Source organism: Streptomyces qaidamensis (assembly GCF_001611795.1).
Lineage (GTDB): Bacteria > Actinomycetota > Actinomycetes > Streptomycetales > Streptomycetaceae > Streptomyces > Streptomyces qaidamensis.
The window spans coordinates 3071658-3097765 of the sequence record NZ_CP015098.1; the positions used below are offsets into that span (position 1 = coordinate 3071658).

At 72.1% G+C, this 26108-nt stretch carries 22 protein-coding genes and 2 tRNA genes; 4 read left to right on the forward strand and 20 right to left on the reverse strand.

The window, feature by feature from the left end; genetic code table 11:
* Positions 1-4 precede the first annotated feature (4 nt).
* The 5 genes from A4E84_RS13460 to leuS form a co-directional block, all read right to left on the reverse strand.
* On the reverse strand, positions 5-2626 hold the full coding sequence (locus A4E84_RS13460; RefSeq protein WP_079128956.1) for a ComEC/Rec2 family competence protein: 2622 nt from the start codon (positions 2624-2626) through the stop codon (positions 5-7).
* On the reverse strand, positions 2623-3840 hold the full coding sequence (locus A4E84_RS13465) for a ComEA family DNA-binding protein (RefSeq protein ID WP_062926809.1): 1218 nt from the start codon (positions 3838-3840) through the stop codon (positions 2623-2625). The genes A4E84_RS13460 and A4E84_RS13465 overlap by 4 nt, the downstream gene beginning before the upstream one ends.
* Before the next feature lie 118 nt (positions 3841-3958).
* Positions 3959-4804: a DegV family protein gene (locus tag A4E84_RS13470; RefSeq protein WP_062926810.1), complete on the reverse strand. Its 846-nt coding sequence runs from the start codon at positions 4802-4804 to the stop codon at positions 3959-3961.
* A 72-nt stretch (positions 4805-4876) separates the two neighbouring features.
* Positions 4877-5722 carry a hypothetical protein gene (locus tag A4E84_RS13475; RefSeq protein ID WP_062926811.1) on the reverse strand — a complete coding sequence of 282 codons (846 nt, stop codon included), beginning with the start codon at positions 5720-5722 and terminating at the stop codon, positions 4877-4879.
* Positions 5723-5930: 208 nt separating this feature from the next.
* Positions 5931-8810, reverse strand: a complete 2880-nt coding sequence (gene leuS / locus A4E84_RS13480) for a leucine--tRNA ligase (RefSeq protein WP_062926812.1) — start codon at positions 8808-8810, stop codon at positions 5931-5933.
* A gap of 470 nt (positions 8811-9280) precedes the next feature.
* On the opposite strand from leuS, the gene A4E84_RS13485 reads away from it, so the two are divergent.
* Complete coding sequence (locus A4E84_RS13485; RefSeq protein WP_062926813.1) at positions 9281-10546, forward strand: ferric reductase-like transmembrane domain-containing protein; 1266 nt, start codon at positions 9281-9283, stop codon at positions 10544-10546.
* Positions 10543-12153: an NADH-quinone oxidoreductase subunit NuoF family protein gene (locus A4E84_RS13490; protein WP_062926814.1), complete on the forward strand. Its 1611-nt coding sequence runs from the start codon at positions 10543-10545 to the stop codon at positions 12151-12153. The genes A4E84_RS13485 and A4E84_RS13490 overlap by 4 nt, the downstream gene beginning before the upstream one ends.
* A 100-nt stretch (positions 12154-12253) precedes the next feature.
* On the opposite strand, the gene A4E84_RS13495 is transcribed toward A4E84_RS13490, so the two are convergent.
* The 10 genes from A4E84_RS13495 to A4E84_RS43430 all read right to left on the reverse strand — a co-directional run bounded on the left by A4E84_RS13495 (position 12254) and on the right by A4E84_RS43430 (position 17460).
* Positions 12254-12326 (reverse strand) — tRNA-Ala (locus A4E84_RS13495).
* Positions 12327-12423: 97 nt separating this feature from the next.
* Positions 12424-12657 carry a hypothetical protein gene (locus A4E84_RS13500; protein WP_006136074.1) on the reverse strand — a complete coding sequence of 78 codons (234 nt, stop codon included), beginning with the start codon at positions 12655-12657 and terminating at the stop codon, positions 12424-12426.
* A 3-nt stretch (positions 12658-12660) separates the two neighbouring features.
* Positions 12661-12834: a hypothetical protein gene (locus A4E84_RS43420; RefSeq protein ID WP_106974245.1), complete on the reverse strand. Its 174-nt coding sequence runs from the start codon at positions 12832-12834 to the stop codon at positions 12661-12663.
* Between the two features lie 200 nt (positions 12835-13034).
* Positions 13035-13107 (reverse strand) — tRNA-Ala (locus A4E84_RS13505).
* Positions 13108-13205: 98 nt separating this feature from the next.
* Entirely contained in the window at positions 13206-13880 is a 675-nt protein-coding gene (locus tag A4E84_RS13510; RefSeq protein ID WP_079128958.1) for a histidine phosphatase family protein, read from the reverse strand.
* Entirely contained in the window at positions 13871-14317 is a 447-nt protein-coding gene (gene rsfS, locus A4E84_RS13515; RefSeq protein WP_062926816.1) for a ribosome silencing factor, read from the reverse strand. Before rsfS ends, A4E84_RS13510 begins: the two co-directional genes overlap by 10 nt.
* A gap of 103 nt (positions 14318-14420) precedes the next feature.
* Positions 14421-16124 (reverse strand): LCP family protein, encoded by a 1704-nt coding sequence (locus tag A4E84_RS13520; protein WP_062926817.1) that lies wholly within the window; start codon positions 16122-16124, stop codon positions 14421-14423.
* Between the two features lie 16 nt (positions 16125-16140).
* On the reverse strand, positions 16141-16884 hold the full coding sequence (nadD, locus tag A4E84_RS13525; protein ID WP_062926818.1) for a nicotinate-nucleotide adenylyltransferase: 744 nt from the start codon (positions 16882-16884) through the stop codon (positions 16141-16143).
* A gap of 85 nt (positions 16885-16969) precedes the next feature.
* Positions 16970-17134, reverse strand: coding sequence for a hypothetical protein (locus tag A4E84_RS43425; RefSeq protein WP_003990192.1), 165 nt, complete (start codon positions 17132-17134; stop codon positions 16970-16972).
* Between the two features lie 164 nt (positions 17135-17298).
* A complete protein-coding gene (locus A4E84_RS43430) occupies positions 17299-17460 on the reverse strand; it encodes a hypothetical protein (protein WP_033306370.1) in 162 nt (53 codons plus the stop codon).
* 124 nt (positions 17461-17584) lie between these two features.
* Here A4E84_RS43430 and A4E84_RS13530 point away from each other — a divergent pair, with 124 nt between their 5' ends.
* Complete coding sequence (locus A4E84_RS13530) at positions 17585-18706, forward strand: M48 family metallopeptidase (protein WP_062926819.1); 1122 nt, start codon at positions 17585-17587, stop codon at positions 18704-18706.
* Between the two features lie 15 nt (positions 18707-18721).
* Here A4E84_RS13530 and A4E84_RS13535 read toward each other — a convergent pair whose 3' ends face one another.
* The 5 genes from A4E84_RS13535 to proB all read right to left on the reverse strand — a co-directional run bounded on the left by A4E84_RS13535 (position 18722) and on the right by proB (position 23707).
* Positions 18722-19792, reverse strand: coding sequence for an SCO2583 family membrane protein (locus A4E84_RS13535; RefSeq protein WP_062926820.1), 1071 nt, complete (start codon positions 19790-19792; stop codon positions 18722-18724).
* Positions 19793-19881: 89 nt separating this feature from the next.
* The gene (locus A4E84_RS13540; protein ID WP_470661501.1) at positions 19882-20454 is read right to left on the reverse strand and encodes an SCO2584 family spore wall biosynthesis protein; all 573 of its coding nucleotides are present in this window, start codon (positions 20452-20454) and stop codon (positions 19882-19884) included.
* A gap of 193 nt (positions 20455-20647) precedes the next feature.
* Positions 20648-21934 carry a glutamate-5-semialdehyde dehydrogenase gene (locus A4E84_RS13545; protein ID WP_062926822.1) on the reverse strand — a complete coding sequence of 429 codons (1287 nt, stop codon included), beginning with the start codon at positions 21932-21934 and terminating at the stop codon, positions 20648-20650.
* A gap of 72 nt (positions 21935-22006) precedes the next feature.
* Complete coding sequence (locus A4E84_RS13550) at positions 22007-22474, reverse strand: hypothetical protein (protein WP_174569427.1); 468 nt, start codon at positions 22472-22474, stop codon at positions 22007-22009.
* A 126-nt stretch (positions 22475-22600) separates the two neighbouring features.
* Positions 22601-23707, reverse strand: a complete 1107-nt coding sequence (gene proB, locus A4E84_RS13555) for a glutamate 5-kinase (RefSeq protein WP_062926823.1) — start codon at positions 23705-23707, stop codon at positions 22601-22603.
* Between the two features lie 353 nt (positions 23708-24060).
* Here proB and A4E84_RS13560 point away from each other — a divergent pair, with 353 nt between their 5' ends.
* A complete protein-coding gene (locus tag A4E84_RS13560; RefSeq protein ID WP_062926824.1) occupies positions 24061-26094 on the forward strand; it encodes a hypothetical protein in 2034 nt (677 codons plus the stop codon).
* Positions 26095-26108: the final 14 nt, after the last annotated feature.

Genomic DNA, 26108 nt, shown 5'->3' on the forward strand with positions numbered 1-26108 from the left:
GCCCTCAGTCTCTCGCCACGCTCAGCTCTCCGCCCCCTCCCACGACCGCGAGCGCACCGTCCCGGTCCGTCCGCAGCACCGCCGCGCCCCAGTCGCGCAGCGCCGCGACCGTGCCGGGCGCCGGGTGGCCGTACGAGTTGTCCTCACCACAGGAGATGAGGGCCAGCCTCGGGGCGACCCGCCCCATGAGGCCCGGATCCTGGTAGGCCGAGCCGTGATGAGCGACTTTCAGCACGTCCACACCCTCCAGCGCCTCAGCCGCCGGCGAGCGGGCCAGTGCCCGCTGCGCCGGGGGCTCCAGGTCCCCGAGGAGCAGCAGGCGCAGTCCGCCCGAGCGGACCAGCATGGCGACGCTGGCGTCGTTCGGCCCCTCCGGCGCCGGTGGGGCCGGTTGAGCCGGCGGGGCCGGGTGAGCCGGAAGCAGCCCCGGAGCCACCCCTGGGGGCGAGTCCGGCGGCGGGCTGGGGGGCGGCCACACCACCTGCCAGGCCAGCTCCCCCGTACGCCGCTGCTCCCCGGCCGCTGCCCGCGTCACGGGGATCCGCCGTGCCGCCGCCAGTCTTCGTACGAACGCGGCCTGGTCCGCGGGCTCTTCGAACCCCGTCGTCTCGATCGCGCCCACCGCCCGCCCGCGCAGCACCCCGGGCAGGCCCGCCACGTGATCGGCGTGGAAGTGGGTGAGGACGACCAGCGGGATCCTGCTGATGCCCAGTGAGCGCAGGCAGTGGTCGACGAGCTGCGGGTCGGGCCCCGCGTCCACCACCACGCCGGTCCCCTCACCTGCCGCGAGCACCAGGGCGTCGCCCTGCCCCACGTCACACATCACCAGCCGCCAGCCCGACGGCGGCCAGCCCGTGACCACGCGGGCCAGCGGCGGCGGCTGCACCACCACCAGCATCAGCAGCACTCCGCAGACCCCGCACCACCAGGGATGCCCGAGCAGCCGCCGCCCGACGAGCACCACCACGACGGTCACGGCCAGGAGCAGCGCCGCGCCCGTCCACCTGCCCGGCCAGTCCACTCCCGCGCCCGGCAGCGCCGCCCCGGTCCGGGCGATCTGCGCGATCCACTCGGCGGGCCAGTGCGCGCACCAGGCCAGCGTCTCGGCCACCGGCATCGCCACCGGCGCCGTGGCCAGCGCCGCGAACCCCAGCACGGTCGCCGGCGCGATCGCGAACTCCGCGAGCAGGTTGCAGGGCACCGCCACCAGGCTCACCCGCGCCGACAGCACGGCGACAACGGGGGCGCACAAGGCTTGCGCGGCTGCGGCGGCGCCCAGCGCCTCAGCCGGCCTCGCGGGCACGCCACGCCGCCGCAGCCCGGCGCTCCAGCGCGGCGCGAGCGTGAGCAGGGCGCCGGTCGCCACGACGGACAGCAGGAACCCGTAACTCCGCGCGAGCCAGGGGTCGTACAGCACCAGCAGCAGGACCGCCGTCGCCAGCGCGGGAATCATCGATCTGCGGCGGCCGGTCGCCAGAGCGAGCAGCGCCACGGCCCCGCAGGCCGCGGCCCGCACCACGCTCGGGTCCGGTCTGCACACGACGACGAACCCGAGCGAGAGCGCACCTCCGAGCACCGCCGTCCCGCGCAGGGAGATGCCGAGCCGGGGTGCGAGCCCCCGCCGCTCGACGTGCTGCGCCAGCCCTGGCGGCCCGAGCAGCAGCGCGAGAAGGATTGTGAAGTTTGCCCCGGATACGGCCAAAGTGTGTGTGAGGTCGGTCTCCTTGAACGCCTCCTCCAACTCCGGAGTGATCCGCGAGGTGTCCCCCACGACCAGCCCCGGCAGCAGCGCCCGGGCGTCCGCGGGCAGTCCGTCGGTCGCCTCGCGCAGCCCGGTGCGCAGCCGCCCGGCGAGCCGCTGCGGCCCCGAGGGCTCTCCCACCACGTCCGGCTCGCCCTGGTCCCGCACCCGCAGCACCGCAGCGATCCGGTCGCCGCCCGTCATCGCGGGCACCAGCCGCGCACTGATCCGCAACCGCGTCGACGGCAGCAGGCCGAGCCACGGTGACCGCCCCGGCGCACCGGTCGCCCGGCCGGGAGGGGCCTTGGACACGTCGACGATCAGCAGCACCGGCGCCCGTGTCGTCACCGCCGTGCCTCCCGCCCCCTGGACGCGCCGCACGTCGGCGTCGATCAGCACGGCCGCCGGAGCCGCGTGATCGCCCCGGACCCTCGGCCGGGTGAGCCGCGGGTCCGACGTGAGCTCGACCTCGGCGGTCACCGTCGCGTACTCCCGCGCCAGGCCGGGCACGGGCCCCCGGCGCAGATCCGCCCCGTGCAGTCCGGCCGAGGCGGCAGCAGCGGCGACGCACAGCAGCAGGGCTGCGGCCGAGGCTCGCGGCCATGACGCCGTCCGGCGCCGCCGGATCAGAGCCAGCAGTCCGACGGCCACCAGACAGCCGATCACGACGCCGAGGACGCGTTCCGGCGCCGCGTCGAGCATGAGCGCCGCCGTGCCCCAGGCCGCGAGGGCGGGTGGTACGAGCCGCAGGTCCGTCGGACCCTCCTGGCGTGGCCGGGCAGTGCCGAGGCGTGTGCCGGAGGAAGCGTGCACGGACGACCGGGCGGGCCGGAGCTCGGACGCGGCCTCGTCCTGCCGGGACGGCGGGCCGGGGAGGCTCCTCATGGCCGTACGAGGTTCCGCAGGTCGGCGAAGCGGCGGTCGCCGATGCCGTTCACCTCACGCAGTTCGTCCACGGAACGGAAACCGCCGTGCTGCGTGCGGTAGTCGATGATGTGCTGGGCCAGCACGGGGCCGACACCCGGCAAGGTGTCGAGCTGGTCCGCGGTGGCCGTGTTGAGCGAGACGGGAGCCGCCGGGGCGGCCGCTCCGCCCGCCGCCGCACCGGCCGAGCCAACGGGGGCCGTACCGCCGCCCGCCCCGGGTCCCGCGACGGGAGCCTGTGCCCCGACGATCACCTGCTCGCCGTCCACGAGGAACCGGGCGCGGTTGAGCCCGTCGGTGTTCGTGCCCGGCTTCACCCCGCCCGCCGCGTGCAGCGCGTCGGCCACCCGCGATCCGGCCGGCAACCGGTGGATCCCCGGTTCACGGACCTTGCCGCTGACGTCCACGACGATCGCGGCCGCCCCCGCCCTCACGGACCCGGAGGAAGATCCGGAGGGAGCACCGGCAGGCACCCCGGCAGCGCCCGATCCCCGCTCCCCGGCCTCCTGTCCGCTCTCCTGCCGCTCCCCGAACGGCACCACCGCCCGCACCACCTCCGGCGGCCGCACGGTCTGCGAGCGGCCTGCCCAGAAGTGCTGCACGGCGAACCCCGCTGCGACGACCAGCACCACTGCCAGGGCCAGCACATTCCGCCGCTCCAGAGCGCACCTCGCCTGCAACCACAGCGGCATCCGTTCCCGCAGCGCGAGCCCGGCCCGCTCCCGCCAGGCTCCCTCCGCCACGCCACCGCTCTGCCCCTCCGGCTCGGCGAAAGCACCCACGGCAGCCGGCCCTCGCCGGGGCCCTTCGACACCGACGAAACCCGGTGGCCCCGGCGACTCCGGCGGCCCTTGCCCCGACTCCCGCCGCTCCCCGGCCCGTTCGACCGGCTCGGTCCGCCCCGGAGACCCAGCCGACCGGTCGGACCCGGCCGACCCGGCAAGCTCGGCCGATACGGCAAGCTCGGCAGACTCAGCAGGCGCCGCCGACGCGACCGACTCGCCGAACAACACCCCTGCCCGCCGCCGGAGTTCCTCCGCCGACGCATGATCCCGGCGGGTCCGCCCGCGTGCGACAGGCGCATCCCGGCGATGACGGACGCGCCCGTCGGACGCCGGCCCACGGCCCGGCCCACTGGTCGCGGTCGCTGTACGTGAACGTGATCGAAGTGCCATGCGACGAGGATCGGCCACCTCGGCCCACTCGCGATGATCTTGCTCGATTCCCGTGGACGATCCCCGGTTGTGGACAACTCCGTCCCTCACACGGGCGACCCGAGCTCCACAGCAACGTTCACCGGGGCGAAACCACAACCCCGAGCAGCCCGGGCCCCGTGTGCGCCCCGATCACCGCCCCGACCTCGCTGACATGCAGATCGGCCAGCCCGGGCACTCGCGTCCGCAGCCGGTCGGCGAGGGCCGATGCCCGGTCAGGGGCGGCAAGATGATGCACGGCGACATCCACCTGGGCGCTGCCCGCACGGTCGGCCGCGATCTCCTCAAGGCGGGCGATCGCCTTGGACGCGGTCCGCACCTTCTCCAGCGGTTCGATACGGCCGTCGGCCAGTTGCAGCAGCGGCTTCACCGCAAGTGCCGACCCCAGCAGGGCCTGCGCGGCACCGATACGGCCGCCGCGCCGCAGGTAGTCGAGGGTGTCGACGTAGAAGTAGGCGGAGGTGCCGGCGGCCTTCTTCTCCGCGGCCGCGACGGCCTCGTCCACCGTCCCGCCCGACTCCGCGGCCTCCGCGGCGGCGAGCGCGCAGAACCCGAGCGCCATCGCGATCATGCCGGTGTCCACCACCCGCACCGGCACCGGCGACTGCCGTGCGGCCACGACGGCCGCGTCGTACGTACCGGAGAGTTCGGCGGAGAGGTGGAGGGAGACGATGCCGGTGGCGCCGGACTCGGCGACCTTGCGGTACGTCTCCTCGAAGACCGCGGGAGCGGGCCGCGAGGTCGTCACGGGGCGCCGCTTCTGCAAAGCCTGGGCGAGGGCGCGGGTCGAGATCTCGGTGCCCTCCTCCAGCGCACGGTCGCCGAGAACCACGGTCAGAGGCACCGCCGTGATGCCGTGACGCTCCATCGTCCGGGCCGGCAGGTAGGCCGTTGAATCGGTGACGATCGCGACATGGCGGGACATGAGCTGGAGGTTACCTGCCGTAGCGCCCGTGCGGCAGTCCGGCCCCTGCGCCCTGCGGCGCGCGTGGCCGGATCAAGTGGTGCTCTCGGGGCGGGGCTTCTTCTGCCAGGGGTAGGTCGGGCGCGCTGCCGGCGGCGTGATGGCGGGCCGCACCGGCTCCTGCGCGGAGCCGGACTGCGCTGTGTCCGGCCAGGTCTGACCGGCCGTGGCGGCATCGGCGGCGGGCGCCTCGGGCCACGGCGGCGGCGCGGACTGCGCCGACGAGGCCTGCTGCCGGGCGGACGCGGACTGTTCCGAGGACGAGGCCTGCTGCCTCGTGGAAGCGGACTGTGCCGAGGACGGGGGCTGCGTGGAGGACGTGGGTTGCGGCTCCGGAGCCGTCCAGTGCCGCAGCGCCCCGGACTCCAGGTCGATCTGGGCGCTGAGCGAGTCCAGGTCGTCGTCCGCGAAGCGGCGGGCCCGGTCGCGGGCCGCCCAGCGCAGCGAGTCGGCCGAGTGCGTGATGCGTTCGGTGCGCTCGCGCAGCCCGGGCAGCCGCTCGGTGAGCGCGGCGCGGTCCGGCTCGGACTCCAGGCGCTTGAGTTCGTCGTCCAGCTCGTGGCCGTGCGCGCTGAGCCGTTCGAAGAGGCCGACGGACTCCTTCAGGGACTCGTCCTCGGCGACGGCCGCGTGCAGCGCGTCCTGCGTGGCGCGCATCGAGGTGCGCAGCTTCAGCCGGAGCTGGGCGAGTTCGCCCGCGGCGCCGGGCTGGGCGAAGGACTTGGCGCGCAGTGTGTGCTCCTCGACCGTGCGGCGGGCCTGGGTGATGCCGCGGTCCACGCCGCGCTTGGCGGCGCCGACCGCCTTCACGGTGGCGTACGCCCCGAGCCCGAACAGGAGCACGAAGAGCAGGGCGAAGACGGCGATCACTGCATCCACAAGGGCTCCTCCTCGGACGTCACGGCGCTTCGCGTCGCTCTTCAACGGTAAACGCAACGGGCAGGTCCGGAGTTCCAGTAAAACCCCGAACCTGCCCGTAGGGGACCACCCCGAGAGGGACCACCCCGCGAGGGGACGGCCCATAAGGGGCCCCGAGGGGCCCCGCCCACAAGGGACAGCACAGAGAGCGGTTCGCCCGCCCCGGCAGCTACGCCGGAACGATGTTCACCAGCTTCGGCGCGCGCACGATCACCTTCCGGATCCCGGCACCGCCCAGCGCGGCGACGACCTTCTCGTCCGCCAGCGCGGCCTTCTCCAGCTCGTCGTCGGAGATCGACGGCGCGACCTCCAGCCGCGCCTTGACCTTGCCCTTGATCTGCACGACGCAGGTCACGGTCTCGTCGACGACGTACGCCGGGTCGGCCACCGGGAAGTCCTGGTGCACCACCGAGTCGGTGTGCCCCAGCCGGCGCCACAGCTCCTCGGCGATGTGCGGGGCCAGCGGCGCGACCATCAGCACCAGGGCCTCGGCGACCGGGCGGGACACGGGCCCGCCCACCTTGGTCAGGTGGTTGTTCAGCTCGGTGACCTTGGCGATGGCGGTGTTGAACCGCATGCCCTCCAGGTCGCCGCCGACCCCGTCGATCGCCTTGTGCAGGGCACGCAGCGTCTCCTCACCGGGCTCGGTGTCGACGACGGTGACCTCGCCGGTCGCCTCGTCGACGATGTTGCGCCACAGCCGCTGCAGCAGCCGGAACTGGCCGACCACCGCGCGCGTGTCCCACGGCCGGGAGACGTCCAGCGGGCCCATCGCCATCTCGTACAGGCGCAGCGTGTCGGCTCCGTACTCGGCGCAGATCTCGTCCGGAGTGACCGCGTTCTTCAGGGACTTGCCCATCTTGCCCAGCAGCCGGGAGACCTTCTCGCCCTGGTACCAGTACGCGCCGTCGCGCTCCTCCACCTCGGCGGCCGGCACCGCGATGCCACGGCTGTCGCGGTACACGTAGGCCTGGATCATGCCCTGGTTGAACAGCTTGTGGAACGGCTCGGCGGACGAGACGTGACCCAGGTCGTACAGGACCTTGGACCAGAAGCGCGCGTACAGCAGGTGCAGCACGGCGTGCTCGGCGCCGCCGACGTACAGGTCGACACCGCCGTGCGGCCGGCCCTCGCGCGGGCCCATCCAGTACTGCTCGATCTCGGGGTCGACCAGCTTCTCGGAGTTGTGCGGGTCCAGGTAGCGCAGTTCGTACCAGCAGGAACCGGCCCAGTTGGGCATGGTGTTGGTCTCGCGCCGGTACGGGCGCGGGCCCCGTCCGTCACCCAGGTCCAGCGTGACGTTCACCCAGTCCTCGTTGCGGGACAGCGGCGTCTCGGGCTGGGTGTCGGCGTCGTCCGGGTCGAAGGTGCGCGGCGAGTAGTCCTCGACCTCGGGCAGCTCCAGGGGCAGCATCGACTCGGGCAGCGCGTGGGCGATGCCGTCCTCGTCGTAGACGATCGGGAAGGGCTCGCCCCAGTAGCGCTGGCGGCTGAACAGCCAGTCGCGCAGCCGGAAGTTGACGGTGCCCTCGCCGACGCCGGACCGCTCCAGCCACTCGGTGATGCGCGCCTTGGCCCCGGCGACGTCCAGGCCGTCCAGGCTGACCTCGCCGTTCGAGGAGTTGATGATCTTCGCGTCGTACGACGAGAAGGCGTTCTCCCAGGTGGAGGTGTCCGTGCCGCGGCCGTCGGTCGGCTCGACGATGCAGGTGATCGGCAGCTCGAAGGCGCGCGCGAACTCGAAGTCGCGCTGGTCACCGGCCGGGACGGCCATGATCGCGCCGGTGCCGTAGCCCATCAGGACGTAGTCGGCGATGAAGACCGGGACCTGCTCGCCGTTGACCGGGTTGGTGGCGTACGCGCCGATGAAGACGCCGGTCTTGTCCTTGGCCTCGGCCTGGCGCTCCACGTCGGACTTCGAGGCGGCCTGGGCGCGGTAGGCGGCGACGGCCTCGCCCGGGGTCGCGTGACCGCCGGTCCAGACGTCGTGCGTGCCCTCGGGCCAGGCGGCCGGGGTGAACTTCTCCACCAGCGGGTGCTCGGGCGCCAGCACCATGTAGGTGGCGCCGAACAGGGTGTCGGGGCGGGTGGTGAAGACGGTGATGCGCTCGCCGTCGATGGGGAAGTCGACGCGGGCACCCTCGCTGCGGCCGATCCAGTTGCGCTGCTGCAGCTTGATGGCCTCGGGCCAGTCCAGCTCCTCCAGGTCTTCCAGCAGCCGGTCGGCGTAGGCCGTGATGCGCATGTTCCACTGGCGCAGCTTGGCCTTGAAGACCGGGAAGTTGCCGCGCTCGGAGCGGCCTTCGGCGGTGACCTCCTCGTTGGCCAGCACGGTGCCCAGCCCGGGGCACCAGTTGACCGGCGCGTCGGAGGCGTAGGCCAGCCGGAACTCGCCCAGGACGTCGGCCTTCTCGGCGGCGCTCAGCTCGCTCCACGCGCGCGTGTGCCCTGGTACGGGCCGTTCACCGGACTCGAACGCGGCGACCAGCTCGGCGATCGGGCGGGCCCTGCCGGCCTCGTGGTCGTACCAGGAGTTGAAGATCTTCAGGAAGATCCACTGGGTCCACTTGTAGTAGTCCGGGTCGATCGTGGCGAACGACCGGCGCTTGTCGTGGCCCAGGCCCAGCCGGCGCAGCTGGGACTTCATGTTCTCCATGTTGGCTTCGGTGGACACGCGCGGGTGCGTGCCGGTCTGCACCGCGTACTGCTCGGCGGGCAGGCCGAAGGCGTCGAAGCCCAGGGTGTGCAGGACGTTGTGGCCGGTCATCCGCTGGAAGCGGGCGAAGACGTCCGTGGCGATGTAGCCCAGCGGGTGGCCGACGTGCAGGCCCGCACCGGAGGGGTACGGGAACATGTCCATGATGAACTTCTTGGGGCGGTCGACGGTCTCCCGGTCACCGGCCAGGTCGCCCTTGGGGTTCGGTGCGGCGTAGGTGCCGTCGGCGTCCCAGAAGTCCTGCCAGCGTGCCTCGATCTCGGCAGCCATGGCGGCCGTGTAGCGGTGCGGCGCCGCCACCTCGGAGGTGGCGGCGGGGTTCGTCTCGCTCATGATCCTCAAAGCTCCATCGATCGTCTCTGCCTGCGGCTGTCTGGTTCGAGAAACGAAAAATCCCCTCGCACAGGAGGGGACGCCGCGCCGATGCCGGCCACTCGGTTCGTCCGGTGGCCGGGACTGATCAGCGCGGCCCGCTAAGCAGAAGGCGTACGGCACGCATGGCGCTAGGGTACCGCAGGCCCCCAGCGCGTCGCGACGCGCTGCCGAGGGGCCGTCTCGGTGTCAAACAAGCTGAACCAAGGTCAATGGTTACTTCGCGTAACAGCCACTAAAGGACATCGCAGCAGCCAGATTGTCCTTTGATAACAGCGCAATAACTCAAACCTCGTACCCACCGGTATGACTCCGCTTAGAGTTCGGCAGCGGGACCGCTGCTTTCCCGAACCGCTCGGAGTTGCCCCCATGAACCCTCATCGCAGTAACACCTCCCTACCCCCGGTCGCCGGGACGTGGGGAGGCAAGTCGTGAACCCCTACGACTCCACGGCAGACGACTCGTTCGCCGAGTTCCTCAACTTCGGTGCGGGTGTGCTGTCCCTCGTGTGTCTGACGTGCTCGGTGATCTGGGGGCTGGTCGCCCAGGACCGGGTCCTCCTCGACGCCCGCCGCCGCATCCTGGCGCAGGCCGTGCACCGGACCACGGCCGTCGCCTCGATCCTCTTCCTGCTGGTGCACATCGGCGTGAAGCTGGCGCTGTCCCACACCTCGTGGATCGCGGCGGTGATCCCCTTCGGGCTGGTGTTCACCGACGAGGAGCTGGTCGGGGGCAGGTCGTTCCTGATCGGCCTGGGCACCCTGGCAGGCATGCTCATGATCTTCGTGGGCATCACCGGCGTGCTGCGCAACCGCTTCGCGTCCCCCGCCCCTGTCGCGGCCCGCTGGCGGGCCATGCACATGCTGGCCTACCCGGCCTGGTGCGCCGCCCTGGTCCACGGCCTCTACGCGGGTCGCCCGGCCAAGCCGATCTTCGTCATCCTGTACTGCCTGTCCCTGGCCGGCGTGGCCGGCGCCCTCGCCCTGCGCGCGGCTCCGCGCCAGGTCAAGCGCCAGGTCGCCGACAAGGTCGCCTCGCTGATCGGGCCCGGTGAGGGCCTGGGCCGCAGGGATCTGGAGGAGAGCCGGGCCCGGGCCGGCGGCGGCTCCGCGCTGCCCGGCTACGACGGCCGGGAGGCAGCCGCCCGCCCATCGGCGTCCCCGTCCGGGCCGCTGTACGAGAAGGCGGAACGCCCCGCGGCCAAGGAACCGGCGAACGGCTTCGCCGCCGCCTACCGGGCCGTCTCGGGCCCGCCTCAGGGGCAGCAGGCCTTCGCGCCCGGGCCGACCACCAGCATGCAGCTGCCGCTGGACTTGCAGCCCACCGAGACCATCCCGACCGTGGACGGCCCCTCCAGCACCTCGGGCAACTGGCCGATACCGTCCCCGCCGCCGGTCGGCGAGGCCCCGCCGTCGGCCTACGACCCGCTCCAGGACACGGGCTTCAACATCCCGCCCTACGACCCCCTGCAGGACACGGGACAAAGCATCCCGGCCTATGGCAATCCAGGCGTCTCCGGCTTTGGATCGAGTGACGTGTACGACACGGGTGAGACGAATGCCGTCTACGACACGTACTACCCGAACGACACGTACAACAGCGGTCCCGCCACTGAAACAACGCCCGGTGCGTCCTATGACTTCGACGCTCCGGGATCGGGCGAACCTTGGAACACGCCTTCCGGAGGCTTTAAGTGAACGAGGCCCTGCCCGACGTACCCGAAGTCCGCGTCGTCGGCCTTCCTCAGCTCACGTCGGGCTTCGACCTTGTCGATCGGCTCGATCTGCCCATGCACCTCAAGGTGCACGGGCCGCTCGAACCGATGGGCGGCGAGCAGCTCGCGCAACTCGCCGAACGCATCAACCTGAAGGGCCGCGGCGGCGCGGGCTTCCCCTTCCACAAGAAGCTGCGCTCGGTCGCCGAGGCGGCGATCAAGCGCGGCGTCCGGCCCGTCGTCGTCGTGAACGGCAGCGAGGACGAGCCGGCCTGCCGCAAGGACACGGTGCTGATCAACCGTGCTCCTCATCTGATCCTGGACGGCGCGCTGCTGTGCGCCGAGGCCCTGGGTGCCCGCACGCTCGTGGTGGGGGTCACCCGTGAGTCGACCCAGCGCTCCATGGAGGCCGCGCTCGCCGAACGCGGCCTCAACAACGGCCGCCGCTCGGCGCTGCGCGCGCGTGTCCAGCGCAATCCGGTCCGCATGGTCACCGGTGCCGCCGCCTCGCTGATCCGCTCGATCGACGGCGGGCCGGCCATCCCGCCCGGCCGCAAGGTCAGCGCCTCGCAGAACGGCGTCGGCGGCGCACCCACCCTGCTGTCCAACGCCGAGACCTTCGCCCAGCTGGCGATCGCCGCCCGCATCGGCCCGGAGCGCTACGGCAACACCGGCCTGTACGACGAGCCCGGCACCGTCATGCTCACGGTGTCCGGCGCGGTCGCCCGCCCCATGGTGATCGAGGTCCCGACGGGCGTGCCCCTGCGGTACGTCCTGCAGCTCGCCGGCGCACCGCCGGTACCGCAGGGCGTGCTCACCGGCGGCTACCACGGCAAGTGGATCGACGCGGCGACGGTCAACGAGGCGATCGTCTCCCGCAACTCCCTGGACGCCGTGGGCGGCGCGCTCGGCGCCGGCGCGATTCTGCCGATCACTCAGGACACCTGCCCGCTGGGCGAGTCGCTGCGGGTGGCGCAGTGGCTGGCCGAGGAGAGCGCGGGTCAGTGCGGCCCCTGCTACCTCGGCCTGCCGGCCGCCGCGCGCGGCCTGGAGGACATCCTCAACGGCGGCGGACCGGCCGCCCTGGAGGCGCTCAAGCAGGTCGCCAAGAACGTGAAGCGGCGCGGCGCGTGCTCGCACCCGGACGGCTCCGCGATGTTCCTGGAATCGACCATCAAGGCGTTCACGGACGACCTGGCCGCCCACGTCCTCGGCAACGGCTGCGGACGGCCCGTGGAGGGCGTTCTGCCGCTCTTCGAGGGCGGCAGGGCCCCGACGGGCATCCCGGGCGGCGGCGAGTCCGATGAGAACGGCCCCAGCCGCCAGAAGATCTACGTCGACTGGACGCTGTGCCGGGGCCACGGACTGTGCGCGGACATCCTCCCGGAGGTGTTCCAGCTGGGGGCCGACGGTTTCCCGACCGTGGCGCAGGCACAGGTGCCGCGGTACGCCGAGGCGAAGGCTCTACGCGCGGTGCGTCGCTGCCCGGCGCTGGCGCTGCGCATCGAGGAGGCGGGCGCGCCGGGTGCGCCGTCCCGCAACCTGCCGGTCCTCTCCCAGGGCCGCGGCCGCCGCGCTCTCGGCCGCTGAGCACACGTACGGCGGGCTCCCTTCCAGGGGGCCCGCCGTACGCATACCCACGACAAGAAGGCGGGCCATCCGATGGGATGGCCCGCCTTCTCAACTTCTGTGGAGCTAAGGAGAATTGAACTCCTGACCTCCTGCATGCCATGCAGGCGCTCTACCAACTGAGCTATAGCCCCTTGCCGGTGCTCCGCCGGGTTTCCCCGGCGGCGAAGCCAACATTACTGGCCCATCAGCCCCAACACCAAATCGGTTTCACTTCGCCCGAAATGCCCGTTATGCCGTGACGAACGAGTAGAACCGCTTGAGCGTGCAGTGCTCCTCCAGCAGCCGCCCGTAGATCGGCTCCCCCTCCAACTCGCGGTACGTCTCGATCGGGTCGCCTTTTATGATCAGCGCCCGCGCGCATTCCTCGCACCAGTACTGGTAGTCGGGATTGATCGGTTCCATGTCGCGGACGATCGGAGTCCCGCTGCCGCACCAGTCGCACTTCCGCCTGTGTGCACCCATCGATCAGCTCCAGCTGTGGCCGCAGGCCGTGCACACGTAGGAAACCCCGCCGTTGTCGCCGAGCATCTGGGCCACGTGCGCGGAACCGCAGGAAGGGCAGCTGAGGCGGGTGGACATGTCCCGTGTGAATGCTGCTCCGAGGAGGTGGTCGACCTCCTCGCGGATGCTCGCAGGCATCGCTACTCCTCCCGTCGGGCCGCGCCCCCTTCCGGCCGTTTGATTCTGCCACGGCCGGACCAATACGGTCAGCGACGCCTCAGTACCAGTCCGGACACGGCACCCGGCGGGGCCGTAGAGGTATACGCCTCAGCAAGGCCGAGTGACTCAAGCCGGAGCACGAAAAATCCCGCCCCCTGGCCGGGAACGGGATCTTGACGTGGAGCTAAGGAGAATTGAACTCCTGACCTCCTGCATGCCATGCAGGCGCTCTACCAACTGAGCTATAGCCCCTCCCACGCGGCGGAGCCGCATGGTTTATCTGTCTCCCCGCTGGCGGGGCGAACAAGAAGAACTTTAGCCTGCGACCTGCCGGAAAGTGAAATCCGGGGTCAGTCGTCGTCGCCGAGCACCGGTTCCGGCAGGGTGCCGGCGTTGTGCTCCAGCAGGCGCCAGCCGCGGGCGCCTTCGCCGAGCACGGACCAGCAGCAGTTGGAGAGTCCGCCGAGGCTCTCCCAGTGGCGGGGATCGAGCCCCAGCAGGCGGCCGATCGTGGTGCGGATCGTGCCGCCGTGGCTGACCACGACGAGCGTGCCGTCCTCGGGGAGCTTCTCAGCGTGCCGGAGCACCACGGGGGCGGCGCGGTCGGCGACCTCGCTCTCCAGTTCGCCACCGCCACGGCGTACGGGCTCGCCGCGCTTCCACGCGGCGTACTCGTCGCCGTGCCGGGCGATGATCTCCTCGTGCGTCAGGCCCTGCCAGACGCCCGCGTAGGTCTCGCGCAGCGCCTCGTCGTGGGTGATGTCGAGGCCGGTGAGCGTGGCGAGTTCGGCGGCCGTGGCCGCGGCGCGCCGCAGGTCGGAGGCGACCATCGCGTCCGGCTTCAGGGAGGCGAGCAGCCGGGCGGCGCGGCGGGCCTGGGCGAGCCCGGTCTCGGTCAGCTCGACGTCCGTGCTGCCCTGGAAGCGGCGCTCCACGTTCCACGCGGTCTGGCCGTGCCGCCACAGGATGATGCGACGGCCCCGGCCCTTTCCGGCGGACGCCTCACTGAAGGAGGTCACCGCCAGTCACCGTCCAGCTCCGCCGCCTCCTCGGCCGCGCGCAGCTTGGCGTGCTCCTCGGCCTTGCCGCGGGTGGCCTTGGCCTCCTCGGGCAGTTCGAGCTCGGGGCAGTCCTTCCACAGCCGCTCCAGGGCGTAGAAGACACGCTCCTCGCTGTGCTGCACGTGGACGACGATGTCGACGTAGTCGAGGAGCACCCAGCGGGCCTCGCGGTCGCCCTCGCGGCGGACCGGCTTCGCGCCGAGTTCCTTCGAGAGGCGCTCCTCGATCTCGTCGACGATCGCCTTGACCTGGCGGTCGTTGGGCGCGGAGGCCAGCAGGAAGGCGTCCGTGATGGACAGCACGTCACTGACGTCGTAGGCGAGGATGTCGTGGGCCAGCTTGTCGGCAGCCGCCTGGGCGGCGGTGTTGATCAGCTCGTGAGAGCGGTCGGTCACGGTCACTGCAAGGCTTTCGGTCGGCGGACACTTGCCACCAAGGGTCTCACGGACCGCCGTGCGCCCCCTACGCGATAACGGGGATCACGTGGGGGCGCCCTCTCGCCGTCTAGTCGGACGACGGCTTGTAGTCCTGGCCGAGGACGACGGAGACGTCGGCGCCACCGGAGATCTTCCCCTTGGTCACGGAGCCCGCGGGCAGGCCCAGGGTCTTGGCGACCTCGGTGGCGTTCGCCTTGTCGGCGGCGTCGGCGTAGACGACCTCGGAGGTGGCCCGGGCGGTGCCGGTGCCGCCTTCCAGGAAGGTGAAGCCGCCGTTGAGGAGCACGACGCGGGCCTGTTCGGTGTTGTCCTTGACGCCGGTGGCGTTCTGGACGGAGACGCTGACGGCGGCGTCCTTGTCGGGGCTCTTGGCGGTGCCGCCGAGGACGTTCCTGACGATCCCCGCGCCGGTCTGGGCGCTGAGCGTGCCGTCGCTCTGGACGGGCAGCAGGTCCGTCTTGTAGTCGCCGCCCTTGGCGAGGTCGGAGAGCCCGGCGAGGAAGGTGCCGAGGTCCTTGTCGGTGAGGGAGGGATCGAGGATCTGCTGCAGCGTCTGGATCGTGGTCGTCGCGGCCTGCGGGTCGGAGGACAGCTTGCGCAGGACGCTCTGCAGGACCTGCCCGAAGCGCTCCAGCTGGGCGTCCTGGGCCTCGCCGGGGGCGCGGTAGGTGGCGTAGGCGACGGCCATCTTGCCGCTGAGGGTCTGGTCCCGGCCCTGGTTGACCAGGGGGGCAGTGCCCTTCTTCTTGGCGCTGGGGTCGGGAACGTCGGTATCGGTGTCCACGTCGATGTTGCCGACGAGGTCGACGAGGTTCTGCAGGTAGGGGGTGTCCAGGCGCCAGGTGCCCTCGATGTCGGTGCCGAGGACCGTGTCGAGCGCCTCGCGGGTGCCGTCGGAGCCGTCGTCCTCGACCGACTTGGCAAGGGTCGTCGTGGTGCCGTCGTCGCTGGTCAGAGCGAGCGAGTTGGGCAGCAGGACGGTGGTGCCCCGCCGGGTGGTGGTGTTGTCGACCAGGAGGGCCGTGGCGGTGCCGTCGCCCTTGACGTCGTGCAGGTGGACGACGATCACGTCGCGCTTCTGGGCGCCCGCGGTCGTCGCGGTGCCGGTCGCGGAGCCGTCGGAGGACAGGCCGGGCAGCTTCCCCGCGTACCAGAGGTAGCCGACGCCGCCGGCCGCGACGAGCGCGAACACGACCGCCAGGGCGACGATCCGGCTGCGGGACCGGCGCCGGGCCTCCTCGCGGCGTTCGGTGCGGTTCTCGGTGAACTTCAGCCAGTCGATGACGTCTTCGGAGTTGGCGTCCGGTTCTTCGACGAAGGCGAACTGCTCGGTGTGGTAATCCCGTTGCGGCTCGGCGGGGGCTTCCTGGTCGTGCGTCGGGCCGGCCTGCTGCGGGATGCGGGCGGTCTGCTGCGCGGTCTGTTCGGCGGCGAGGGGCTGCCGGCCGGTGGCTCCCGTCGCGGCGGTCTGGCCGTAGGGGTCGTGCGCGGTGCCCGGCGCGGGACCGCCGCCCTGGTGCGAGCCGGTGGCGTACGGGTCGTAGGCGCCGTAGTCGTAGGCGGGCGGTTGCGTGCCCTGCTGCGCGTACGGGTCGTAGCCGTAGCCCTGACCGTACTGCTGGGTCTGCTGGGCGTACGGGTCGTACGTCTGCTGCTGGGTCTGCTGGGGCCGGACCTGCCGGTAGACAGGCTGACCGTACTCGTCGTAGCCGACGAGCTCGTACTGGTCGGCGCCGTGGTCCGCAGCCCCCGCGTCGTATCGGTCGTTCACCGGTGCCCCTCTCGGCTCACTCGCCGCGGTACAGCTCGCGCTTGTCGATATAGCGCACGACTCCGTCCGGCACCAGGTACCAGATGGGATCGCCCTTGGCGACTCTCGCACGGCAGTCGGTGGAGGAGATGGCCAGAGCGGGAACCTCCACCAGTGAGACACCGCCCTCGGGGAGGCCGGAGTCGTCCAGGTGGTGACCGGGCCGGGTGGCTCCGATGAAGTGCGCCAGGGAGAACAGTTCCTCGCTGTCCCGCCAGGTGAGGATCTGTGCGAGCGCGTCGGCGCCGGTGATGAAGAACAGGTCCGTGTCCGGGTTGAGCGCGCGAAGGTCGCGCAGGGTGTCCACGGTGTAGGTGGGGCCGCCGCGGTCGATGTCGATGCGGCTCACGGAGAACTGCGGGTTCTCGGCGGTCGCGATGACCGTCATCAGGTAGCGGTCCTCGGCCGGGGAGACGCTGCGGTGGGTCTTCTGCCAGGGCTGGCCGGTCGGCACGAAGACCACCTCGTCCAGGTGGAACGCCGCGGCGACCTCGCTGGCCGCCACCAGGTGCCCGTGGTGGATCGGGTCGAACGTGCCGCCCATGACACCGAGGCGGCGCTTGCCCGGTCGCGACGGGCTCTTTCCGGGGCCGTCGGTCCGGCCGGCCACCGCGGAGGCACGGCGGGGCTCCGAGTGTGGCTCGGTTCCGCTCGCCGTGTCCTGTGCCGGGTCGTGCGGCGTCTCGTGCGCCGGACCGGTAGGCATGTCCTGCTCTCCCATGCGTGCAGACCCTACCGGCCCTGCCTGAGGGCTCCGGCCGCCCCCGTGGTCCCCCGGGCATCCTCGGCGGGATGCCCCGCCGGTCTCAGCGGTCGCGGTTGAAGCGGGTGGTGATCCACAGCAGGAGCAGCAGGATGAAGAGCGCGCCGCCGCCGGTGAGGTAGGGGCTGAGGCTCTCGTGGTTTCCGCCGTGCTCCTCGCCCTCGGCGGCGAGGGTGACCAACTGGGCAGCGGTGCTGTGGAAGCTCATCTTCGGCAGGACCTATCGCGTGTGGGCGGGTTAAAGACGTCGGCTCATCGTAAGCGGGCGCCCGCCGCGCGATCACCCCGACTCCGCCTGTTCGTCCCGCGGGCGGTCACACGCGCCGCCGCCCGGCCCGGTCCCGGGGCCCGGCGGGGAACCTTCGTGTGGCCTCAGTCGTCCTTCCGTCTGTAGCCACGCAGCAGGAACCACGCGGTCAGCACACAGCCCACGATCATCACGAGCAGTACGTACCGCAGCATCCCCGGCCCCCCTTGCCTCTCGGCGGCGCTCGCGGCCTCGGCGAGCCAGGCGGATGCGGGGTGGTGCTCCATGGCGGTGGTCTCCTTCGCTGTACTGCCCGACCACCGTAACTCCGCCTAGGCTGGGCTCTGCCTCGGGGAAGCAAAAGGCCGCACAAGGGGCCGCAAAGGTCACAACAGACGCATGGGGGAAGACATGTCCGACGGCCACGAGCACAACGGGCACGAGCACGTGCCGAGCAGGCAGCGCAGGCGCTTCCCCGGGATCTCCTCGCGTACGTACGAACACCCGGCCGACCGCTCCGCCCTGGTGGCACTGCGCAAGCTGAGCGGGTTCGACACGGTGTTCAAGGCGCTCAGCGGTCTGCTGCCCGAGCGCAGTCTGCGGCTGCTGTTCCTGTCCGACTCCGTACGGGTGTCGGACCAGCAGTTCGCCCATCTGAACGTGATGCTGCGGGACGCCTGCTACATCCTGGACCTGGAGAAGGTCCCGCCGATGTACGTGAACCAGGATCCGCAGCCGAACGCGATGTGCATCGGCCTGGACGAGCCGATCATCGTCGTCACCACCGGCCTCGTCGAGCTGCTCGACGAGGAGGAGATGCGGGCGGTCGTCGGCCACGAGGTCGGGCACGCGCTGTCCGGGCACTCCGTCTACCGGACGATCCTGCTGTTCCTGACCAGCCTCGCCGTCCGGGTCGCCTGGATCCCCCTGGGCAACCTCGCGATCATGGCGATCGTGACCGGGCTGCGGGAGTGGTTCCGCAAGTCGGAGCTGAGCGCGGACCGCGCGGGACTGCTGGTCGGGCAGGACCTCCAGGCCTCCATGCGGGGTCTGATGAAGATCGCGGGCGGCAACCACCTGCACGAGATGAACGTGGACGCGTTCCTCGCCCAGGCCGAGGAGTACGAGGCCGGGGGCGACCTGCGCGACTCCGTGCTGAAGATCCTGAACGTGCTGCCCCGCTCCCACCCCTTCACCACCGTGCGGGCGGCCGAGCTGAAGAAGTGGGCCGAGTCGCGGGACTACCAGCGGATCATGGACGGCCACTACCCGCGCCGCGACGAGGACCAGGACACATCGGTCCGGGACTCCTGGCGGGAGTCGGCGAACCACTACAGCACCCATGTGAAGAGCTCGAAGGACCCGCTGATGAAGCTGGTCACGGACCTCGCGGGCGGCGCCGGCGACCTGGGCGACCGGGTCCGCCGCGGCTTCGGCGGCTTCACCGGCCCGTCCCCGAAGCCGCCCCAGGACCCGGAGTCGGGCTCGCCGGACCCCTCGGGGGACGACCGGCCGCCGCGCGACGGGAACTAGGCCCCTCGGAGCCCCTCAGACCTTCGGCTGCGCGCTCGTCGCCAGGGTGCCGCACAGGGCCGTCGCGCTGCCCGTGGCGTAGGGGTCGGTGCCTGCGGGGCCGCCCTCCTTGGCCGTCTGGCCGGCGAGGAGGGGCCGGAGGTGGTTCGTGGAGTCCTCCGCGCAGGAGAGCGGGCCGGCCTGGACGTAGGAGACGACGAGCTGGGCCTGGTGCAGCCGCAGGTCGTCCCGGTCGAAGCGGAAGTGCAGCTCGCGCCGGAGGGTGAACAGGGACACCTCGTCCTTGCCTCCGGCCCCGGCCGGCCGCAGCGCGTACACGAACGTGTGGTCGGCCGTGACCTCCAGCGTGGACGAGTCGGCCTCGGCGGCCTGCAGCGTGCCCTGGACCCGGACCCTGCGGTCGGCGAGCTCGGCGCGCGAGGGGTCGAAGCGCACGAGCCAGCCGGTGGGGGCATGGCGTCCGTCGGCGGTGGGGCGGGCGAAGCTCTGGTCGAACTGTTCCAGCTGGTCGGAGTCGAGCAGCACGCGGACGGCGCGGACCTCACCGCCCGTGAGCACCTCCGGGTCGAGGGCCGACCGGACGATGTAGTCCTTGGCGGTGGTCAGGGCGCTCACGACCTGACTGTCCGAGAAGTGCTCGGTGCGCCGCGAGGCGGGCAGCGGCACGCCCTCCGCGCCGGTCCTGAACTGTGCGGCGGGGCTGTGCTCGTACAGGTACTCCAGGTCGGCCGTGCCGGGCACCTTGTCCTCGGGGACGAGCGGGATGACGGTCATCCGCAGGGGCTCGACGGGCTCCCGCGCGGCAGGGGCCTGGTAGGGGTGCCGTACGCCCATGTAGATCGCGGTGCCGAAGGCGACGGCGATCAGCAGGACCAGGACGAGGGCCTGCCGGGACAGACGCCGGCGCAGGGGCGGCCGGCGCCGCACGGCGGGCGCGTGGTCGGCGATGCGCTCCTGCGCGGAGAACTCCTGGAGGCGGGCAGCACGGACGAACGACTCGTCGAAGACGACGGATCGGTACTCGTCCTCACCACCTCCGGGGGCGCCCTCGGGAGTCCCCTCAGGTGGGTTTCCAGGCCCGCCCATATCTTCAGGGTAGGTCGCCGGAAGCTCGGGTAAACGCCCCGCTGCACCACAAGTTCTGACAGGTTCTCACCAGGATGGGCGGGTTCCGGTCAGGGGCTGCGGGGGATCACCGAGACGGCCGGCTGGGAGTAGTCGGCGGAGGCCGAGGGGGAGGCTCCGCCGCTCTGTTCCAGTCCTGTCGAGGCGGGCGGCGGCGCGGGCTCGTCGCGGTTGGAGGACGCTCCGCGGTAGACCGCCGCGAACGCCAGCGCGACCATGCCGATGCCCATCACGAGGGCGAGCATCCAGGCGACGGGGCGGTGCCAGCGGACCTGTTTGGAGTACGGTCCCGCGCCGTAGTGGTCCTCGATGACGTCGGGGTCGTCGAGCTCGTCGAGCGCGGGATCGCGGCCGAAACCGCCACGGCCGTCCGAACCGTATCCGTCGTCGAACCGGTCGCCTCTGGTGTGGGCGCGGCGCGCCTCCGCCTCGGAGGCCTCGGCTCTCGCCTGGGCCGCGGCCAGGAGGCGCTCCACTGCGGTCGGCTCGTGCACCACGGCCGCGCGTACGAAGGCCTCGTCGAAGACCACGGAGGCGAACTCTTCGTCCGACACCCCGCGGTCGTGGTCGTCGTCGGGCTCCCGGCCGTCCGGAAACGGCGTGCCCCCCACGTCCTCCGGCACGCATCCAGAGTAGACCTGGGGGGTCATTTTGGGCAGACGGTATGGAAATTCATCCACCGGTCGGGACGGCTCCCACGGGTCCGTGAGGGCGCACGCCGACACGGTTCGCCCCCCGCCGCACACCGACGCGCCTGCGCCGCCCGGACCGGCACAGTCATGCGCCGGCCCGCATACCGCCCTACGCCGAACGTGGTCAGCGCCGGATGTGCCCGTCCCCGGTGACGATGTACTTCGTGCTGGTCAGTTCCGGCAGGCCCATGGGGCCGCGGGCGTGCAGCTTCTGCGTGGAGATGCCGATCTCCGCGCCGAAGCCGAACTGGCCGCCGTCGGTGAAGCGGGTGGAGGCGTTGACGGCGACGGTGGTGGAGTCGACCAGTTGGGTGAAGCGCCGGGCGGCCTGCTGGGAGGTCGTCACGATGGCCTCGGTGTGGCCGGAGGTCCACAGCCGGATGTGCTCGACGGCCTTGTCCAGGGAGTCCACGACCGCGGCGGCGATGTCGTACGACAGGTACTCGGTCTCCCAGTCCTCGGCCGTCGCCTCGACGACGGTGGCCTTGGAGTCCTCGGCGTAGGCCTGCACGCGCTCGTCGGCGTGCACGGTGACCCCGGCCTCAGCGAGGGCGTCCAGGGCGCGGGGCAGGAACGCGGCGGCGATGTCCTGGTGGACCAGGAGGGTCTCGGCGGCGTTGCAGACGCCGACCCGCTGAGCCTTGGAGTTGATCAGGATCTCGACGGCCATGTCGAGGTCGGCCTGCGCGTCGACGTAGACGTGGCAGTTGCCGGTGCCGGTCTCGATGACCGGGACGACGGACTCCTGGACGACCGTGTTGATCAGGGAGGCGCCGCCGCGCGGGATGAGCACGTCGACCAGGCCGCGGGCGCGCATCAGCTCGCGCACGCTGTCGCGGCTCTCGCCGGGGACGAGCTGGATGGCGTCGGCGGGCAGCCCGGCCCCGCCGACGGCGTCGCGCAGGACGCGTACCAGGGCGGTGTTCGACTGGTACGCCGAGGAAGAGCCGCGCAGCAGGACCGCGTTGCCGGACTTCAGACAGAGGGCGGCGGCGTCGACGGTGACGTTCGGGCGGCCCTCGTAGATGATGCCGACGACGCCGAGCGGCACGCGGACCTGGCGCAGGTCGATGCCGTTGGGCAGCGTGGAGCCGCGGACGACTTCGCCGACCGGGTCGGGCAGGGCGGCGACGTCGCGCACGTCGGAGGCGATGGCGCGGATCCGCTCGGGGGTGAGCGTGAGCCGGTCGATCATGCCCTCGCTGATGCCGGCCTCGCGGGCCTTGGCGACATCCTTGGCGTTGGCCTCGACGACCTCGCTCGCACGGACCTCCAGCGCGTCCGCGATGGCGAGCAGCGCGTCGTCCTTCTCGGCCCGGGGCAGCGGCGCGAGGGTCGCTGCGGCGGCCTTGGCGCGGTAGGCGGCCTCGGTGACCGGTGACATGGAGTCGTACGGAGAGAGCGTGGTCATGAGGGAAGGGTAGTGCGCCGGGCGGCTCGGTTCATCGTTCGTTCCACAGCGCGAGACACTTCGTGGAACGGGTCAAAACGGGTGAACGCCGACCGGGGACGCCGGCGGCGGTCCGTACCCCTCGGCGATGCGCTGGTGGTACGTCGCGCGGTCGATGACCTCCAGGCCGACGATCTCCCAGGGTGGCAGCCCGGCGGTCTGCCGGTGCTCGCCCCACAGGCGCAGGGCGACGGCTGCCGCGTCGTGCAGGTCGCGGGCCTCCTCCCAGTAGCGGATCTCCGCGTGGTCGACCGCGTACCGGCTGGTCAGGAAGAAGGGATGGTCGTGGGCGAGCTGCTCCAGGGCGCGCCGGACCTCCGGGAGCGGGGCCTCCTTGCCGGAGACGCTGAGGGTGACGTGCCACAGGCGCGGGGTGTCGCCGGGCTCCTCGCCCTGGAACCGGTCCCCGGCCGCCACGCTCGTCAGGGCGCGCTCCTCACCGGCCGCGCGGGAGCCGGCACCACCGCGGGACGCCTGAGTCCCAGGGCGCACTCGTCGCACGACGGCCTCCTTTTGCACAGTGGCGCTGCTGCGGAATAGGTCCCCGAGACAAAGTTGAGCAGGCCGCAAGGGATCGCGTGGCGGTTTTGCGGAACGTCCACCACCGGGGGCGGACGTTTCGGCATATTACGGGTGCAGAACCACCAGGTCGTCCCTGTGTACGACCTCGCGTTCGTACGCGGGTCCGAGTTCGCGGGCCAGTTCCCGGGTCGAGCGGCCGATGAGCCGGGGGATCTCCTTGGCGTCGAAGTTGACGAGTCCGCGGGCCACCGCCCGCCCCGTGCCGTCCCGCAGCTCGACCGGGTCGCCGGCACTGAACTCGCCCTCGACGGCGGCGATCCCGGCCGGCAGCAGCGACTTGCGGCGGTCCACGACGGCCTGCACCGCGCCGTCGTCCAGGGTCAGCGCGCCCTGCGGGGTGGACGCGTGCTGGAGCCACAGCAGCCGGTCGGCGGAGCGCTTGCCGGTGGGGTGGAAGTAGGTGCCGGTGTCCTGGCCGGTCAGGGCGTCGGCCGCGTGGACGGTGCTGGTGAGGACGACGGGAACGCCGGCGGCGGCCGCGATCCGGGCGGCCTCGACCTTGGTGACCATGCCGCCGGTGCCGACGCCGGCCTTGCCGGTGCTGCCGATCTCGACGTGCGCGAGGTCGGAGGGGTCGCGCACCTCGCCGATGCGGGAGGTGCCGGGCTTCGCGGGGTCCCCGTCGTAGACGCCGTCCACGTCGGACAGCAGGACCAGCAGGTCGGCGTGGACGAGGTGGGCGACGAGGGCGGCGAGGCGGTCGTTGTCGCCGAAGCGGATCTCGTCCGTGGCGACGGTGTCGTTCTCGTTGACGACCGGGACGGCGCCCATCGCGATCAGCTTGTCGAGGGTGCGCGAGGCGTTGCGGTGGTGCGAGCGGCGGCTCATGTCGTCGGAGGTCAGCAGGACCTGCCCGACGCGGACGCCGTAGCGGGCGAAGGAGGCGGTGTAGCGGGCGACCAGCAGGCCCTGGCCGACGCTGGCGGCGGCCTGCTGGCGGGCGAGGTCCTTCGGGCGGCGGCGCAGGCCCAGCGGGGCGAGGCCGGCGGCGATGGCGCCCGAGGAGACCAGGACGATCTCGCGCTCGCCGCCGCTGCGGACCTTGGCGAGGACGTCGACCAACGCGTCCACGCGGTCCGCGTCCAGGCCGCCCGAGGCGGTGGTCAGCGAGGAGGACCCGACCTTGACGACGATCCTGCGGGCCTCGCCCACGGCCTGCCTTGCCCCTGCCACGTCGCCGTCCGTCCCCTCGCGTCGATTCGCTCCCTCACCAGGAAATCTACGGGACTGCCGGAAGGGCTGCGGCGCCGGTCCACGTTACGGACGGTGCCGCCCGTGTCACGGGACGGGGCGCGCCCTCGTCCGGTCCCGCCGCGCGCCGGGAATCCGATCTTCCTTTTCCGGCCCTCACCGACGACAGGAACGCCGCCTTCCGCTACGGTCCGACGACACGCGACGGCGACCGCTCCCCACACCCTGACGACACGCGCGTGTCGTCAGGAGGCCGCCGCGCGTTAACCCGGACGGCCGACCTGCGCCGACCCGACGCTCCTGGAGTGACCGCAGTGCCCGTACCTCTCCCCCGCCCGCAGGCCCTTCTCAAGGGGCTGGTCACCGTCGTCCTGGCCGCCGCGTTCGCCGCACAGGCGGTCGCGGCGCTGCTGCCCGACGTTCCGCTGCTGATCGCCGCGACGGTCGTCTCCCTGGCCACCGAGGGCGCCCTGTACCGGTGGCAGCGCGGGGTGCTGTCGCTGTTCGCCAAGTCGCACGCGGACATCACCGTGCGGCACGTCCTGCGGGACCTGCTGCTGGTCGTGGCCCTGCTGCGGCTGGGCGAGCAGGACCGGGAGACGGTGTACGCCCCGCTGGTGGCCGGGCTGCTCGTCTTCTACGTGCTGCACTGCGCGATCCAGGCGCTCTCCGTGCTGGTGCGCCGCACCCGTACCCTGCCGGTGGTCACCCGGAACATCGACGCCTCGGCGCTGCGGCTGTCCCCGGCCCCGCCCGTGCTGCTGCGCCGTCCCGGGCACCGGCTGCTGGTGTTCGGTCTGCCGGCGACGGCCGGGCTGCTGGCCAGCGCCCCGGGCGACCGGCCGGTGTACGCGGCCGCGGGCATCGCCCTGTCCCTCGCCCTCGGGCTGACGGGTCTCGGCGTGCTGCTCCTGCGGCTGCTGCCGGGCCGTCGTCCGGCCGGCGAGCAGGAGGTGCTCGACTGGTTCGACGCGTGGCTGGCCGCCTACCGGCCGACCGTCGGCCTGTACTTCTCCGGCGGTGCCGCCTCGGCCTACCAGGCGAACATGTGGCTGGAGCCGCTCGCCGGGCTGGAGGGCAGGCCGGTCATCGTGCTGCGCGAGCGGTTCATGGTGCAGAAGATCGCCGCGACGGACATCCCGATCGTGTGCCTGCCGAAGGTGTCGACGCTGATGCGCCTGGAGCACTCCACGCTCCAGGTCCTCATCCACCCGTCGAACTCCGGCAAGACCTCCCAGGTGCTGCGCATCCCCACGATCAAGCACACCTTCGTCAACCACGGCGAGAGCGACAAGCTCTCCTCCTGCAACCCCTACGCGAAGGCGTACGACGAGGTGTGGGTGGCCGGGCCCGCCGCGCGCGAGCGGTACGCGCTGGCCGAGGTCGGGGTCGAGGACAAGGACGTGGTGGAGACGGGCCGCCCGCAGCTGGACGGCGTGCTGCCGTACGCGGGTCCGCCGGCCGGGGCGCGCACGACCGTGCTGTACGCGCCCACCTGGGAGGGCTGGGACGGCAACCCCGGCAACACGTCGGTGATCGCGGCCGGCGAGAACCTGGTGCGGGCGCTGCTCGCGGACCCCGGTGTGCGGCTGCTGTACAAGCCGCATCCGCTGACGGGCTCGGTGGACCCGCGCGCCGGCGCGGCCGATCTGCGGATCCGGGAGCTGATCCGGGCGGCCAACCGGGAGCGGGCGGCGACGGGCCCCTCGGACGGCGCGGAACTCGCCCGCTGCACCGCCGAGCTGGACCGGCTCACGACGTCGGCCTTCCGGGCCGGGGCCGACACCGTGGAGCGGATGCTGGTGCAGTCGGCGCCGGAGCCGGGCCGGGCGGCGGCGGTGGCGCGCGCGACCGCCGCGTGGGAGGAGGCGTACTGGGCCTCGCTGCCGGAGGGCGAGCACCAGATCATCACGGACGCCCGGCCGACGCTGTATTCCTGCTTCAACGTGGCCGACCTGCTGATCAGTGACGTGTCGAGCGTGATCAGCGACTTCCTGGCGAGCGAGAAGCCGTACGCGGTGGCCAACACCAGCGGGCTGCCGGAGGACGCCTTCCGTACGGCGTTCCCGACGGTGGTGGCGGCTACGGTGCTGACCCCCGACGCCTCCGGAGTGCCGGGCCTGCTGGAGACGGTCCGGCGCCCGGAGAGCGACGAACTGGCCGAGGCGCGCGCGGAGTTGAAGCTGCGTCTGCTGGGTCCGGCCGAGCCGTCGTCGCAGGAACGCTTCAACGACGCCGTCCGGGCGCTGTGCGGGGAGGCCCGGGACCACCGGGCACGGGTGGCGGAGCGGCTGGCCGCGGTGCCCGGCCAGCGCACCGCGGCTGAGGTCCCGACCGCGCCGCGCTGAGCCGCGGCAGGCGC

What these genes read in the sequence shown, in the direction of transcription:
- nadD (WP_062926818.1), bottom strand. Translation starts at nt 16,884, where the DNA reads ATGGGAGAGCAGGACATGCCTACCGGTCCGGCGCACGAGACGCCGCAC.
- A4E84_RS13500 (WP_006136074.1), bottom strand. Translation starts at nt 12,657, where the DNA reads ATGGGTGCACACAGGCGGAAGTGCGACTGGTGCGGCAGCGGGACTCCG.
- A4E84_RS13535 (WP_062926820.1), bottom strand. Translation starts at nt 19,792, where the DNA reads ATGGGCGGGCCTGGAAACCCACCTGAGGGGACTCCCGAGGGCGCCCCC.
- A4E84_RS13465 (WP_062926809.1), bottom strand. Translation starts at nt 3,840, where the DNA reads ATGGCACTTCGATCACGTTCACGTACAGCGACCGCGACCAGTGGGCCG.
- A4E84_RS43430 (WP_033306370.1), bottom strand. Translation starts at nt 17,460, where the DNA reads ATGGAGCACCACCCCGCATCCGCCTGGCTCGCCGAGGCCGCGAGCGCC.
- A4E84_RS13545 (WP_062926822.1), bottom strand. Translation starts at nt 21,934, where the DNA reads ATGACCACGCTCTCTCCGTACGACTCCATGTCACCGGTCACCGAGGCC.
- A4E84_RS13460 (WP_079128956.1), bottom strand. Translation starts at nt 2,626, where the DNA reads ATGAGGAGCCTCCCCGGCCCGCCGTCCCGGCAGGACGAGGCCGCGTCC.
- A4E84_RS13530 (WP_062926819.1), top strand. Translation starts at nt 17,585, where the DNA reads ATGTCCGACGGCCACGAGCACAACGGGCACGAGCACGTGCCGAGCAGG.
- A4E84_RS43425 (WP_003990192.1), bottom strand. Translation starts at nt 17,134, where the DNA reads ATGAGCTTCCACAGCACCGCTGCCCAGTTGGTCACCCTCGCCGCCGAG.
- A4E84_RS43420 (WP_106974245.1), bottom strand. Translation starts at nt 12,834, where the DNA reads ATGCCTGCGAGCATCCGCGAGGAGGTCGACCACCTCCTCGGAGCAGCA.
- A4E84_RS13470 (WP_062926810.1), bottom strand. Translation starts at nt 4,804, where the DNA reads ATGTCCCGCCATGTCGCGATCGTCACCGATTCAACGGCCTACCTGCCG.
- leuS (WP_062926812.1), bottom strand. Translation starts at nt 8,810, where the DNA reads ATGAGCGAGACGAACCCCGCCGCCACCTCCGAGGTGGCGGCGCCGCAC.